We start from the raw sequence: 14,024 nt of genomic DNA on the forward strand, positions 1-14,024 counted from the left end.
GCATCTCCCTGAGCCAAGGCGACAAAATTGGGCGTTTTTAATGATGGGCGATCGCCTAGAGGATATCTTTTTTCTTCTGAATCCAAAACGTCACCGCTAAATAGAACGCACTATGCAACAGGAGCATTCCCCAATTCAGCCCAAGATTTTCCCAAGTGGGGTCATAAGTTGCCTCCGCCCAATCAAAGGGCAAATCAGGAATTGTGCCATCGGGTAACGCCTGCATTTCTGGGAGTAAGGCATTGACATTCACTAAAGTGCCGTAGGCCCCCACCGACCAACGACTCAACATGAGCCACGACGCGATTTTCCCTAGACCCGCTTCCATGCTAAACAACACCCCTGAAAAAATAATCTGGGGTAACAACAGTAGCGGCAAAGCACTATTGGCTTGGGAGCTATTTTTCACACTGGCAGAAATCATCAAACCCATACTATTACAAGTAAAGAGGGTCAAAAATGTGGTGATTGTCACGCCGACTGACCAAGGCACAAGTTCTGGGTCTGGGGAAGAAAAACAGATCAAAATAACGATACTCATTAACAAAGATTGGGCGATCGCCACCCCACTGAGAATCAAAATTTTTGAGCCGAGATACGCAAACAAACCCAAATTTACGAGCCGTTCCCTGAGATAAATTGCCGACTCTTTCACAATTTCCTGTAGCGAACTTGAAAAACCCACCCACAGAGCAGTACAAGTAAACACAAACAAAACCCGTAGTGCCAATGGCGCAAGATTGGTCACATCAGGATCTGGTACAAGGGGATCTTGATCCTTTAGCGCGAGATAAATTAACAAAATCGCAATGGGTGCAGTGAACAGCGACAGCCCCAAATTCACCTTATCCCCCACGATGAGATGAAAATAACGGCTACTGAGAATGGGCAATTGCTGGAAAAAAGAACGTCGCGCCTTTTGTGGGGGTTGGTTATCCGTTTTTATGCTGCTGCCACTCAAACGGTTTTTCACATACCGCTGACAATAGGGAGACGCATGGAAATTATGGGCTTCCGTTTCGACAGCTCGCTGGGATTCTAGTTTGATATAAATATCGGCAAAATCCCCCGACCGAATATCAAAGAAATTCATCGCTTCGTCGGGGGGGCCAAAATAACAAAGATTACCGCCGCGCCCCAAAAAGACAATGCGATCACAGAGGGTAATATTGCTGGTGGCATGGGTCACAAGGATAATAGTGCGTCCCTGATTAGCCAGTTTTCGCAATAGTTGCATCATCTTTTTGTCGAGACCCGGATCGAGCCCAGAGGTGGGTTCATCGAGGAAAAAGAGTTTCGGATCGGCTAACAATTCCACGCCAATGCTGACCCGTTTTAGTTGCCCACCACTGAGATTACGCACAAAAGTATCTTTTCGGTCAATCATCTCGATTTGTTCGAGGGTTCGATTGACGACATCGTTGATATTGATATCCGGCGGCAAGCGTAATTTAGCAGCGTAAATTAAGACATCCTTCACTCGCAAATCCCGGTGGACAATGTCCTGTTGCGGCACATAACCGATCTGAGTGCGGTAAATATTGAAATTTTTCCGCAGGTCTTCCCCATTGAGAGAAACGATCCCTTCTGTGGTGGGATCAATACCCAAAAGGGTTCGCATTAACGTTGATTTTCCCGCGCCACTGCCCCCGACTAAGGCGACAAACTGACCGGGTTCGATGGGCAATGAAATATCATTGAGAATGGTGATCGAGCGATTATTTTTCCCTTTAACAACTCGCTGAATGTGATTGGCATCGAGGCGAATATTTTGTCCTTGGTCGGCCACGAGGAGCTGCTGACCTCGCAAAACTAAGGTGTAGGGGCCAATGCGAATGGTTGCATTAGGAGCTAGGGTTGTGGCGTTCTGAACTTTTTGACCATTTACAAAAACGCCATTGGTACTTTTATCTTCGAGGATAAATTTACTGGGGGAAAGCTGAGTGACAATGGCATGGGTTCGGGATACCGTTGGCGCGTCGAGAATTAAATCTGCATGGTCATCGCGCCCAATGGTAATTTTTTGATTTTGAATGAGAACAGAGCGTTTTTCGGGAGGGTTGGCGTAGCTTGGATCGTGAGGTGAGCAAAACTCTAGGGTGACCCAGTTTTCTGGGTTTTGCCCGATATGATATTCTACGCCGCACTGCAGGCGATCGCCGCCATCGGGAGAAATAGTGATGTTATTGACCGATAGACGATTGGTGCTGGGATTCACGCCGTCGCCGTCATAGATGAAATATTGCGAGCCTTGTTTTTTTATCGTCGCCTGACACCGCCCGACAACGAGCCAATCCTGTGGCACAACCAAGTCAGCTTGCTGGGGATCACGCCCAATAATATGAATATCTTTGCGGAGATCTAGGGTGAGCTGTTCCCCCTGATATTCCAGTTGCAAATAGGGTGTACCGCTGAAAATAGTTTGGCTACGGGGTTGAGGTGCCATGCTTGACGTTTAACTTTTAGGTCTCTTGCAATCATAGGATAAAAGTCTTGGTACATAGAGAGATTGGCGGCGATCGCCCCACCGCCCAAAGAAAAAGTATTAGACTACGAAGCTGCTAATAAATTTTTGATTATTTGACTGCATGAGTGAAAAAAACGAGGCAACCTACAGCGCGGCAAATATCATCAATTACTACGCCCAACTAGAACTGCTACAGCCCGCCGAACAAACAATCCTTGACCAACTCCGCCATCAGTTACCCACTATAAAAATGTTGGATATTGGCATTGGTGGTGGTCGCACAACGAAACATTTTGCCCCCTTGGTCGAGTCCTACACAGGCATTGACTATTCCCATGGCATGATTGAAGCTTGCCAAAAACGCTTTCAAAATCAGTCTGATGTGATGACTTTGCAAGTGGGAGACGCGAGAAATATGGCAGAGTTTGCCGATAATTCTTTCGACTTTATTTTATTTAGCTTTAATGGCATTGACTATGTCTCCCATGGCGATCGCCTTGATATTTTGCAAGAAATAAATCGCATCGGTAAAACAGGCTGCTATGTCCTTTTTTCCAGCCATAACTTACAGGCAATGGCAAAAGAATTTGACTGGAAAAACAAGCTTAGTTTCAACCCTATTCATACCTATGTCAATCTGATCATGTTGGTCATTTTGATACTATTCAACCTATCCATCACATACCAGCAACTCACCATAGCAAATCACTTAATCATTAAAGACGAATCCCACAATTTTAAATTAAAAACCTATTATATTCGTGCAGAAGCACAGACAAAACAACTAGAAAAAAACTTCTCAAACATTGAAATTTACTCATGGAAAACAGGTCTAAAAATTTCCAACCCAGCAGAACTATCAGCTCATCCAGATTTATGGCTTTATTACTTTTGCCAAGTTACAGAAAACCATTTTTAAAATCACCCTACCTAGAAAGTTAGTTAGATCACCCTTGCCATATTTCCAAATAAATTTATAGCCCAGACAATATTACGAGCATTAGTTACTTTGGTACAAACGATAACCGTTATTTTCATAGGCGATCGGCAAATCTAGATTATGCTTACGATAATCAAAAAAGTATTGAGCCTGATATTTTTCCATCAAATTTTTGACTTGAACCGTTGTTAGTTTTTGATAATCTTGATGTAACTCTTCCTCCATCTCAAAACCTGTTTTTTGCCACACATAATCTTTCGGATAGCCAGACAAATCATTTAACCTTTCATACCATTCAAAAATTTGAATCTCTGTCGGTGGAACCAATTTAAACTTAGCAATCGTTGCTCGGTTAGTCAGCCAGTTAAAACCAATATAGTGACTTGGCGAAGAAATTATAATAGCTTCTTTTGCCGTATTATTTTTAATCCAAGTAAACACATCTTGACTTTCTAAATTATTTTGCTCAATACCAATGGGAAAATCTAATAAATTAATTGCTTGCTTTGTAAAGCTTGTCAGAGTGAGTGAATGAACCAAAGCTAAAGTCACTAAACATAGAGAAAAACCGTATTTTTTAAACCCTTGAATGTAACGAGAAGTTTTGATATATTTCTGAATAAGATACACAGCAATTAATAATGAATTTAAGGCAAGCATCAAGCTCCCAAAACGAAATGGATAGTACTGGAGCAATGCCCCCTCTGAGTCGAAAAAGACAGCGACAAAACCACCAAATAATGGGATAAGACTAAATACAGTCAACTCAAGTAATAATAAGCGACTCTTTATACCAGTCCCATTATTAGGATATTTCTGTACAGAAAAAACGAATTCTTCCTTTGTCTTATGCCAGCACCATCCAAAAATACCAAGGTAAATTATAATTATTAAAAATCGAATTTTCTGCCAAGTAAATGGAGCTAAATGGTGTGAATTTCGGAGAAACGTATAGATATAAGTAGCCTGAAGCATACTTTCCGGCGCTGTGACAGTTTTACTTAAACTATGAAATAAAGTTACAGTTGCAAAAATACTCGTTAATAAATAAATAAAAGTTCCGAGACAAATTGTTGACAAATATTTTTTGATAAACTCCTGTCGGAACAATCCTTTTTTATAAGCACTCCAAGCAAGCCACGGGAGAAAAGTTAATGTGGCGTAGCCGCCCACTAAAATATGTAGAGAAGTTGCTATCCCTAAGCTAGCAATCATCCAAATATATCGCTGTTTCATAGCTAACCAAATAGCAATCAACACTATTCCATAGGCAAATCCCTTTGTTTCTAAACTGCCGACCATCCATTCTCCGGCGATCGCCATTCCCTGATGCGAGTAAAGAAATAATGTAATTGCAGTAAATAGACTTAAAAGATGAAGCTTAATTTGTCGGGCAATTAAGACTAACCCAAAAGAAATAAGGCTGTAATAAATAATCCTGCCAAGGATAGATGTCGCTAAAAAACCAAGATAGGCAATACTATGTCCAAACACAAGCTGAAAGAGCGCTTGGTACTTCTGGGGCTGACTAAGATACCAGTCATTGGGTAGCCAATCAGGAAACATGAATTGTTTAGCTAACATTAATTTACCCACTTCATTTTCAGCCATATTCCCGGTTAGTAAATGACTAAAAATTAGTAATGCAAATATAATCAAAAATTCTTTCAAAAAAGAAGAGCTATTCTGCTTTTCCTCTTTTTCAAATGTCGAAGTCACAGTGTCAAAAAGCATATATATCTCTAGTGAGAAAACATATAAATATAATTTACATGCAAAGATTGTAACAATCTTTTTTCGTTATTTAGCAGTCTATTTTAAGGAAATCAATCCTATAAAAAGGCTTCCTTAGTTGACAAAAGGTTAGCTTGTTTTGTTCCTAGGCATTAACGGCTAAATAGTCCTATTGTTAACAACAATATCTTTCGACAAGATGAATCTGGTCATCCTTCCCTTGTCTACCAAAGCAGATCTAGCTCACAAGTAAAATTAAGCATTAGTTTGCCACCGTCTAAAATTTTGGGTCTAGAAGGAATTCTGGGTGATTGATTGAGTTAATAGATTGTTACTTCTTGGGACTGGGGATTGATTAATTAGCCGAGTTTTGCAGCGTTATTGATATACTCTTTTATTTTTATTTGGAGTGTTTTAATTAAGTCACTTTCAGATCAAATTTCTACGACAAAATCAGGGCAAATTTGAGCAAATCTTTTTCTTACTTCTGCACTCGGTTTGTTCCAGCGTAATAAGTTTATCTAGGCTGTATTAGGAGATTTTAGAGTACTATTCGGGAGTTTAAAAAAGTCGAATAACTAAAGATTTTTCCTGATTTGTTCTGACGATTCCAATTCATTAAATCTGTGATGATATTTGCTTCGCACTCATCACTTTCTGCGCCGACTGGAGGCATAATAATTAATTCTCCTTGGGCTGTATGTTCAAATTGAACATCGGGGTTATTGTGGCAATTTTTTTCAAATTGTTCGTCATCGATAGTTAGGTTTGAAGAAAAGTCGAGCGTGAAGGTCATCATGGCGATCGCCTATCAGAGAACTTGACTATATTTTATCTTGCAATTCTTATGAGACTCGGGACAGGCGATCGCCGAGTTGCGCTTGGGTGATTTCAGCGAGTTCAATTTCTGGAGGGGTGGATTTTGCTTGGCAGCCCCAGACAGAAACAGCGGCCAATAGTACAAAAAAATAGCGTTTTAGCATATTGGTTTTCTATGAATATGTCTTTGGACAGGGGGCGATCGCCTCTAGGATCTTAGCCACAATTTGAATGTAGCCCCAATTTCACGATTGGGATTTTCAGTTTTGCCTCTTAAAATAAGTAGTACCTACAGAAAAAGCAGGTCACATGGTACAAGCACTGACGAAGCCATTAACTCTAGCGGCATTTTTGGAACAGCCCGAAACCAAACCCGCTAGCGAATATATCAACGGATCGATTATCCAGAAACCTATGCCCCAAGGAAAACATAGTTTGCTCCAACGGGAATTGAGTTTGATGTTGACCCTTGCTTTTCATGCGACTAAAACAGCCCAAGCTTTTCCAGAACTGCGCTGTACTTTTGGCGATCGCTCTACTGTTCCAGATATTGCCGTGTTTAAAACTGAGCGTATTCCACGGGATGAAAATGGTGACATTGCCAATGCCTTTGAGTTGCATCCAGATTGGACAATTGAAATCCTTTCTCCCCAACAAAGCCCTTCAAGAGTGATGCGGAATATTTTGCATTGCTTAGATTCTGGAACTGAACTAGGCTGGCTCATTGATCCCGCTGAAGCTTGTATTTTTGTCTATTCAGCCGATAAATCCATTGCCGTTTTTGACCAAGCTGAACAAGTTTTACCCGTACCGTCCTTTGCTGAAAATGTGGAGCTGACCGTCGGTGAAATCTTCGGTTGGCTAAAAGGGTAGTCAAGAATAAAAAATCCCTCACAATACATGGATTGCAAGGGACTAAAATTTGAAAACTATTTAATTGGGTTTAACCGCGAAGTTTTTCGAGGACTGTGCGATCTTCGAGGGTGGAAGTATCCCCGGCAATCTCTTGACCCGCGGCAAGGTTACGCAACAAACGACGCATGATTTTACCGGAGCGAGTCTTTGGCATCACATCGGTAAAGCGGATTTCTCCGGGTCGGGCGATCGCCCCAATTTCTTTCACCACGTGGGCTTTTAACTCAGCTTCTAGCTCATCACTAGCGGGTTGACTACCTTCGAGGGTGACAAATGCAAACACCTCTTCGCCTTTTAGATCATGGGGTTTGCCGACCACTGCCGCTTCCGCCACAGCTGGGTGGGACACAAGCGCTGATTCAATTTCCATTGTGCCGAGACGGTGACCGGAGACATTCATCACATCATCCACACGACCCATTACCCAGAAATAACCATCCTCATCACGCCGCGCCCCATCACCCGCAAAGTAGAGATATTTGCCATCGATGGGTGCAATATGTTCCCAATAGGTACTGCGGAACCGTTCGGGATTGCCGTAAACCGTGCGCATCATACCCGGCCAAGGCTGTTTCACGACGAGGTAACCGCCTTCATTATCACCAGCGGGATTGCCATCTAGATCAACAATGTCTGCAACGATGCCGGGGAAAGGCAGGGTTGCGGAACCGGGTTTAGTAGGCGTTGCGCCGGGGAGAGGAGTCAACATTACGCCGCCTGTTTCGGTTTGCCACCAAGTATCCACAATGGGACAGCGATCGCCACCGATGACGCGGTTGTACCACATCCAAGCTTCGGGGTTAATGGGCTCACCGACTGTGCCGAGCAAGCGCAACGAACTCATGTCATATTTATTCGGAATCTCCTCGCCCATCTTGATAAAGGCACGGATGGCAGTGGGTGCAGTGTAGAAAATCGTTACGCCATATTTTTCGATCACTTCCCAAAAACAGCCGGGGTTCGACGCACGGGGCGCACCTTCGTACATCACTGCCGTTGCGCCATTGGAGAGGGGGCCATAGGTAATGTAACTATGTCCGGTAATCCAGCCGACATCTGCGCCGCACCAGTACACATCGTCATCTTTGAGGTCAAAAATCCACTTGCAGGTCATGTGGGTGTAGAGGTTATAGCCGCCCGTCGTGTGAACTACGCCCTTGGGTTTTCCAGTTGTGCCGCTGGTGTAAAGAATGAAGAGCATATCTTCTGCATCCATCGGTTCGGCGGGGCAATTTGCAGATACTTCTTTCTGCATTTCGTGCCACCAATGGTCACGGCCTTCGACCATTTCCACATCGCCTTTGGTGCGTTGGACGACTAAAACATTTTCCACACTGGGGGCAAAATCATCGGCGATCGCCGCATCGACTTGGGGCTTGAGGGGAACCACTTTATCCTTACGGAAACCACCATCAGCAGTAATCACCAACTTTGCTTCCGCATCTTCGAGACGACTGCGGAGAGCTTCGGCGCTAAATCCCCCAAAAATTACCGTATGGGGCGCACCAATTCTGGCACAGGCGAGCAAAGCAATCACCGCTTCGGGAATCATCGGCATGTAAATACCGACGCGATCGCCCTTTTGCACACCCAGTTTTTTCATGGCATTGGCGAACTGACAAACCTCCCGGTGGAGTTGCGCGTAAGTCAGCGTCCGAGAATCACCCGGTTCCCCTTCCCAGATAAGAGCAGCTTTATTTTTGCGCCAAGTTTTCAGATGGCGATCGAGGCAATTATGGGAAATATTAATTTTGCCGCCGGAGAACCATTTTGCAAAAGGAGGCTGCCAATCGAGAACGGTATCCCATTTCTCGAACCATTCCAGTTCCTGCTCTGCCAGTTCACCCCAAAATTTCTCCGGGTCATTTTTCGCAAAATCGTAGAGTTCTTGGTATTGCTCAAGGCTTTTGATATGCGCCTGTTCGGAAAATTCAGCAGGGGGCGCAAAGGTACGATTTTCGTGGAGGATCGATTCAATTGTTGGATCAGACATATCAACTTGTTATGACAAAATTTATGCCTACCTATTTTCCCTCAAGGTTAAGCCGACAAAGATTGCAATTCGTTAAGGATGGGGGAACAGGGGGCGATTCTAAACTCAGTCTTTCTATAAACTATGCACGACATTGCCACCCAATTCAACACAGGAGTAGTAATCATGAAACACCCTAGTGAGTCAAAAAGGCTTGAATCTCTGCTTTGCACATTTCACGGGGATGCTTACCATTCTGATAAAGCAGATAACGTCGAATCCAGTCCAAATAACTCTGCTCAGTACGGTAGGAATGATACTTGAGACGAATGAATTCGCGCACCACATCTAACAACTTATGCGATGGGATGATATCAGGCAAAATTTTAAAATCTTTGATATTGCCTTTTAAAGAGATGTTATGCGGATTTTTTTTGCACAACACTCTATATTTAGCTGTTTATGCAAGAATATTCTATGTGTAAAATAACAGAGAAGGCATTATATAGAAATCATCTGCATGATACGTAGTTGTGCCGCCTGAGTTATTGGTGAGGGCGTAGTGAAAGGTTGCCAGTTATGGCTTGAAATCCCTGGCATCTTTACAATCACGGGTACGATATTAGAGGTAATACTAGGTCAAGTCTGAAATCTCAGTATGCTGGAATGGGTTGCAGCCACAACGGGAATAGAACTAGGTAAGCTCGTACTAGAGCAGATTCTCGATTTGAGTAAACCTGTTTTGGAGGGGTATGTCCGAGATTTTTTCAAGGATTGCCTGAGTAGCGGAGTTAGCCGACTCAGTGCGACAGCACTGAAAACACCGATGGCGGAAGCAGTTGGCTACTTCATTAAGCGATTTATTAAGGAGCTTCAGATTAACGATGTTTACGAAACCAGTATTCAGCATCATTACAAAGCAGTAATCAAGAAGTTTGTGCAGGATAAGTCGGTCCGCCCCATTCTCGGAAAAGCCTTTGAAAAAGATTGTAAACAAATTGATTATGGGCAGTTAGAGCAAATTTGGGCACAACAGTATCAAGTCTCTGGATGGCAATTTCCCTCAAAGGAGTTTGATTGGCGGGGAGTCTGCAAGGAATACGTATATGAGGTCAAGGGCATTGTTAAAGCGAATCCAGAGTTGCGATCGCTGCTTGAAACCGATCTATTAGAAGACATTGCCCGCAATACTGCCCAACTCTCGCCCGGCTTTGATGTTAAGACTTATCGAGCCAGTTTGCAGTCCAGTTATGGTTATCTGAAACTGTACACCCTCGACAGCACCGATCGCGTTGATGCCATTAAACTCTGGGCAATGTTTATTGAGCAAACGGTGCGAGAAGCCTTACCCCCAATGCGCTATGACCTGCCTTTAGACTTGAAACGGCAACTGCAAGCTGAAGGGCAGCTCGAAGTAGATTTATCGCCCGAAGCCTTAAAGCATTATCGCCATGAGTATTTTCAGCAACCCGCACGAAAGGTTTTAGAAGTGGTAGCAGACTCTCATCGGGCAGTGATTTTAGGAGATCCAGGATCGGGTAAGTCGAGTCTATTGCAATATCTGGCACTGGAATGGGTCGATGGTAACACTGAGAGACTGCCGTTATTGATTGAGTTGCGAGAATTCGCCATCAATCCATCTGTTAATTTCCTCGAATTTCTGCATCGAGGTCAGGGTGTGGACTGGCAATTTGACCAGCAGCAACTCCATCAGCATCTACTAGAGTCTTCAACGCTGGTTATGTTCGATGGGCTGGATGAGGTATTTGATCGCCCGACTCAATCCACTGTCATTGATGACATCATTCGCTTTTCGCAGCAATATCCCAAAGCTCAGGTGATAGTCACATCTCGCATTATTGGATATAACCCTGATCGCCTCCAGAATAGCAGTTTTCGACACTTCACCATTCAATCCCTCGATACCGACGAGATTCACGAGTTTATTGAGCGCTGGTATGACCTATCGATGGGTCGTGATCCTGATAAAGTGCGATTGAAACAGCGATTGAAGGATGCGATTGCTAATTCCAAGGCGATCGCCAACCTGGCAGATAATCCCCTGCTGCTGACAATGATGGTAATTTTGAATCGACGGCAGGAGTTACCGCGTGATCGCGCCGACCTCTACGATCAGGCTTCTCGCGTGTTGCTCTACCACTGGGATGTGGATCATAAGCGATTGCAGATCCCGATGGATTCGATTGGGCGACGGGAGAAACAAGAGATGTTGCGCCTGATTGCTTACGAAATGCAGGCAGGAAAAAAAGGGCTGAAGGGGAATTTGATTAGTGCTGATCAACTCACCCGCATTTTGACTGAGTATCTACGCGATCAGGGCTTCAGCGAACCTCGCGAAAAAGCCAGTCGGTTGATTCAACAACTCCGAGAACGCAATTTCATCCTCTGCTATCGCGGAGCCGACACCTATGGCTTCATGCATCGCACCTTTTTAGAATATTTCTGTGCCATTGAAATCGTCCATCGCTTCGAAAAACAACGCACCCTCACCTTTGAGGAATTACGCGATAAGGTGTTTGGACAACGCTGGCAAGATGAAACTTGGCATGAGGTGCTGAGATTGATTTGTGGGGCGATCGATCCAAAATTTTCAGCGCAAATAATCCAGTTTCTAATGGAGGTAGAAATAGATAGAACCCAGTTTCTAGATGATCCAAATATGTATCGACCCCCTGATAATTATCTCAAGCGTGAAGCTATAGGTAACCTTACGCTTGCATCTCAGTGTCTTATGGAGATTAAAAATCGCAAGCAGGTAGTTGAGATTTCGGAAAAGCTATTAATGAAGTTCCAAGATGAAGTTGACAATCAGTTACCCTATCCTTTTGGAGCAGACGTTGCAAGGGTAATTGCAGATAATCTCACTTCTACTTGGCAGGGAAATATACAACTAACCGAATGGTTGAAAAATGGTGTTGAAAGTGATAAAGATTGGCATTGGTTTGTAAGACGCGCAGTTTTTGCTATTGCCTGCAATTCTGGTAAAGATTCTAATACTTTAAATTGGCTTAAAAAGTTAGTACAGGAAGGTCATTCGGATTGGGGTGTGTGTGAATCAGCAGTAAATGCAGTCGCTCAATTCTGGAAAGAAAATAGCGATACATTACCTTGGCTTAAAGATTTAGTTCAGCACCATAAACTATGGGCAATTCGCAGAGGAGCTATGGAATGTTTGGTACGATACTGGAAAAATGATCCTGATGCTTTGCCAATTGTTGTAAAAATTGCTCAATCTGATGAAAATTGGGCAACTCGTCACTCTGCAGTAGAAACATTGTCTCAGTATTGGGGATGCAGCTCAGATTTATCTGATATTTTTAGTGAGATTGCAGTCAATGATCCTGGTGGTGAAAAAGGCTATCTAGAAGGAGATCCGCGTTGTGCTGCATTAGAAGCTCTCATAACTCACTATCCTACCTATCCCAAAACGATCAAGCTGCTGCGCGATCACGCCATTAATGATCCTGATGAGCAACTGCGAGAATGGGCACAGGAACAGTTAAAAATACATGATGCAAAAATAAAAATGGAGGCAAATTCTGATGGCTGAGGATACTGTGAAAGTAGATATTTCATTTCAATCACTTTTAGGAGCAATTTCATCACTAGGAATTGCTGAAAAGCATCGGCTTTGGGCGCTTCTGGAAGCTGAGTTATTCCCTGATGATGAAGATTCTCCGGAGGATATCGCTGAAATTCAAGCTGCCCGTGCTGACTACGAAGCAGGGGATTATATGACCTTTGATGAATACAAGGCGCACCGAGCAGAGCGATCAGCATGACCTATACCATCATCACACCGAAAGCTGTGCGAAAACAGCTGGATGTCTTGCCTGATGACGTTTACAATCGCATCGCTAAGAAGATTGACCAACTTGCCGAAGCTCCACGTCCTGATGGAGTGGTCAAGATGAAAGGGTCTGATAATCAGTACCGTATTCGTATCGGTGACTATCGCGTTCGCTACGAAATCGATGATAAAGAATTGATTATTCTCCTCCTGCAATGCAAGCACCGAAAAGATGTTTATAAAAAGTGATAGTTCCTAGTTCTTGTCCCGTTGGAACATTTCGCAACCGTCGTTTGCACAACAGCCTTCTTGCAGCGGATAGGTATAAATCCTCGGTGCTGAGTTCAAGGTTACTTGCCGCCGCTGAAGGGGAGCATTAGAATTTCGTACGGCGATCGCCGCTATAGTTACAAGTATTCTGGCATACTTGTTTTGCTTGAGTTACAAGATAGCATTAGAAAGAAGCCTAGCCCTGAGATTTAGCGATGGATAGAAGCACCATAGAGCGGCAACAGATTCTGGAATCAGTCAGTGCTCTTCCCGAAGAGGATTTGATGGAACTTGCCAGTTTTCTTGACTACCTTCGCTACAAATCAGCCCAGAGCAGAGAAACAAAAAATCAATCTGCTAATTTTTTAGTGGCAGTTGCAGGTTTAGGTAATTCTAATCAGCCAGATGTTTCAGAGCGGGATGAAGAGATTCTCCGCAATGAAGTTGATCCTGTGTATGGGTGGAGTTCCAAACCAAGCAATTCTGTATGACCGCAATACTCGATACCAGTTTTCTCTATGCCCTAACAGATCAGAGCGATCGCAACCATCAACGGGTCTTGACTATTGCTCAAAGCGTAGATGAACGGTTAGTGCTGCCAGTAGTAGTTTTGCCCGAAGTTTGCTATCTGATTGCCTCAAGATTGGGGCATCAAGCAATGCGTCGTTTTGTCTCCAACATGACACCTGATGCGGTTCAAGTTGAGCCTGTAATCCCAGAAGATTTAGCGCGAGCCCATGAGATTTTGGAACAGTATGCCGATAATCAGCTTGATTTTACAGATGCGGCGATTGTTGCCATAGCTGAAAGACTTAATATCGCTCGTGTTTACACCCTTGACCGCCGAGATTTCTCGATTATTCGTCCCAATCACTGCAATTACTTTGAGTTATTTCCGTGAACTGCCAGCTAAGGCTGCAAGTGTAGAGTTCGAGTTCATCTGCTGTCACTACATTTCATCGTGAGAAATTTGGATGGCGATCGCCACCCTCGCTAATTTTCTCAAAACTCCTACTATGCTGGAAACATATGTTGGATTTAGTCGGCTAAACAGAGGCAAAATTCATGGAATGGCAAGACATTTGTGATGACAAAT

At 43.6% G+C, this 14,024-nt stretch carries 13 protein-coding genes; 7 read left to right on the top strand and 6 right to left on the bottom strand.

The features are described from left to right. Nucleotides 1-55 precede the first annotated feature (55 nt). Nucleotides 56-2,446, bottom strand: a complete 2,391-nt coding sequence (locus tag NIES208_RS09670; protein ID WP_075892157.1) for an ATP-binding cassette domain-containing protein — start codon at nucleotides 2,444-2,446, stop codon at nucleotides 56-58. 142 nt (nucleotides 2,447-2,588) lie between these two features. On the opposite strand from NIES208_RS09670, the gene NIES208_RS09675 reads away from it, so the two are divergent. Continuing rightward, a complete protein-coding gene (locus NIES208_RS09675; RefSeq protein ID WP_075892160.1) occupies nucleotides 2,589-3,386 on the top strand; it encodes a class I SAM-dependent methyltransferase in 798 nt (265 codons plus the stop codon). 81 nt (nucleotides 3,387-3,467) lie between these two features. Here NIES208_RS09675 and NIES208_RS09680 read toward each other — a convergent pair whose 3' ends face one another. From NIES208_RS09680 to NIES208_RS18955, 3 genes are all read right to left on the bottom strand, one after another. Next, the gene (locus tag NIES208_RS09680; RefSeq protein ID WP_139325030.1) at nucleotides 3,468-5,126 is read right to left on the bottom strand and encodes a DUF6798 domain-containing protein; all 1,659 of its coding nucleotides are present in this window, start codon (nucleotides 5,124-5,126) and stop codon (nucleotides 3,468-3,470) included. Nucleotides 5,127-5,682: 556 nt separating this feature from the next. Further along, nucleotides 5,683-5,940, bottom strand: coding sequence for a Uma2 family endonuclease (locus tag NIES208_RS18380; protein ID WP_084176590.1), 258 nt, complete (start codon nucleotides 5,938-5,940; stop codon nucleotides 5,683-5,685). Between the two features lie 46 nt (nucleotides 5,941-5,986). Beyond that, complete coding sequence (locus NIES208_RS18955) at nucleotides 5,987-6,124, bottom strand: hypothetical protein (RefSeq protein WP_171971749.1); 138 nt, start codon at nucleotides 6,122-6,124, stop codon at nucleotides 5,987-5,989. Between the two features lie 145 nt (nucleotides 6,125-6,269). On the opposite strand from NIES208_RS18955, the gene NIES208_RS09690 reads away from it, so the two are divergent. Then, nucleotides 6,270-6,833 (top strand): Uma2 family endonuclease, encoded by a 564-nt coding sequence (locus NIES208_RS09690; protein WP_075892164.1) that lies wholly within the window; start codon nucleotides 6,270-6,272, stop codon nucleotides 6,831-6,833. Between the two features lie 70 nt (nucleotides 6,834-6,903). On the opposite strand, the gene acs is transcribed toward NIES208_RS09690, so the two are convergent. Continuing rightward, the gene (gene acs / locus NIES208_RS09695; RefSeq protein WP_075892166.1) at nucleotides 6,904-8,868 is read right to left on the bottom strand and encodes an acetate--CoA ligase; all 1,965 of its coding nucleotides are present in this window, start codon (nucleotides 8,866-8,868) and stop codon (nucleotides 6,904-6,906) included. Between the two features lie 175 nt (nucleotides 8,869-9,043). Then, nucleotides 9,044-9,229, bottom strand: coding sequence for a phage integrase N-terminal SAM-like domain-containing protein (locus NIES208_RS09700; protein WP_225875285.1), 186 nt, complete (start codon nucleotides 9,227-9,229; stop codon nucleotides 9,044-9,046). 276 nt (nucleotides 9,230-9,505) lie between these two features. On the opposite strand from NIES208_RS09700, the gene NIES208_RS09705 reads away from it, so the two are divergent. From NIES208_RS09705 to NIES208_RS09725, 5 genes are all read left to right on the top strand, one after another. Beyond that, complete coding sequence (locus tag NIES208_RS09705) at nucleotides 9,506-12,418, top strand: NACHT domain-containing protein (protein ID WP_075892168.1); 2,913 nt, start codon at nucleotides 9,506-9,508, stop codon at nucleotides 12,416-12,418. Then, complete coding sequence (locus tag NIES208_RS09710; protein ID WP_075892171.1) at nucleotides 12,411-12,650, top strand: hypothetical protein; 240 nt, start codon at nucleotides 12,411-12,413, stop codon at nucleotides 12,648-12,650. Before NIES208_RS09705 ends, NIES208_RS09710 begins: the two co-directional genes overlap by 8 nt. Further along, nucleotides 12,647-12,907 (top strand): type II toxin-antitoxin system RelE family toxin, encoded by a 261-nt coding sequence (locus NIES208_RS09715; RefSeq protein WP_075892174.1) that lies wholly within the window; start codon nucleotides 12,647-12,649, stop codon nucleotides 12,905-12,907. The genes NIES208_RS09710 and NIES208_RS09715 overlap by 4 nt, the downstream gene beginning before the upstream one ends. Before the next feature lie 236 nt (nucleotides 12,908-13,143). Next, nucleotides 13,144-13,419, top strand: coding sequence for a hypothetical protein (locus NIES208_RS09720; protein WP_075892176.1), 276 nt, complete (start codon nucleotides 13,144-13,146; stop codon nucleotides 13,417-13,419). Beyond that, on the top strand, nucleotides 13,416-13,829 hold the full coding sequence (locus tag NIES208_RS09725; protein ID WP_075892179.1) for a type II toxin-antitoxin system VapC family toxin: 414 nt from the start codon (nucleotides 13,416-13,418) through the stop codon (nucleotides 13,827-13,829). Before NIES208_RS09720 ends, NIES208_RS09725 begins: the two co-directional genes overlap by 4 nt. Nucleotides 13,830-14,024: the final 195 nt, after the last annotated feature.

It is taken from the genome of [Limnothrix rosea] IAM M-220, assembly GCF_001904615.1.
Lineage (GTDB): Bacteria > Cyanobacteriota > Cyanobacteriia > Cyanobacteriales > MRBY01 > MRBY01.

Bases quoted from the DNA above. Each gene is read 5' to 3' on its own strand.
- NIES208_RS09670 (WP_075892157.1), bottom strand. From the start codon at position 2,446: ATGGCACCTCAACCCCGTAGCCAAACTATTTTCAGCGGTACACCCTAT.
- NIES208_RS09675 (WP_075892160.1), top strand. From the start codon at position 2,589: ATGAGTGAAAAAAACGAGGCAACCTACAGCGCGGCAAATATCATCAAT.
- NIES208_RS18380 (WP_084176590.1), bottom strand. From the start codon at position 5,940: ATGATGACCTTCACGCTCGACTTTTCTTCAAACCTAACTATCGATGAC.
- NIES208_RS18955 (WP_171971749.1), bottom strand. From the start codon at position 6,124: ATGCTAAAACGCTATTTTTTTGTACTATTGGCCGCTGTTTCTGTCTGG.
- NIES208_RS09690 (WP_075892164.1), top strand. From the start codon at position 6,270: ATGGTACAAGCACTGACGAAGCCATTAACTCTAGCGGCATTTTTGGAA.
- acs (WP_075892166.1), bottom strand. From the start codon at position 8,868: ATGTCTGATCCAACAATTGAATCGATCCTCCACGAAAATCGTACCTTT.
- NIES208_RS09705 (WP_075892168.1), top strand. From the start codon at position 9,506: ATGCTGGAATGGGTTGCAGCCACAACGGGAATAGAACTAGGTAAGCTC.
- NIES208_RS09710 (WP_075892171.1), top strand. From the start codon at position 12,411: ATGGCTGAGGATACTGTGAAAGTAGATATTTCATTTCAATCACTTTTA.
- NIES208_RS09715 (WP_075892174.1), top strand. From the start codon at position 12,647: ATGACCTATACCATCATCACACCGAAAGCTGTGCGAAAACAGCTGGAT.
- NIES208_RS09720 (WP_075892176.1), top strand. From the start codon at position 13,144: ATGGATAGAAGCACCATAGAGCGGCAACAGATTCTGGAATCAGTCAGT.
- NIES208_RS09725 (WP_075892179.1), top strand. From the start codon at position 13,416: ATGACCGCAATACTCGATACCAGTTTTCTCTATGCCCTAACAGATCAG.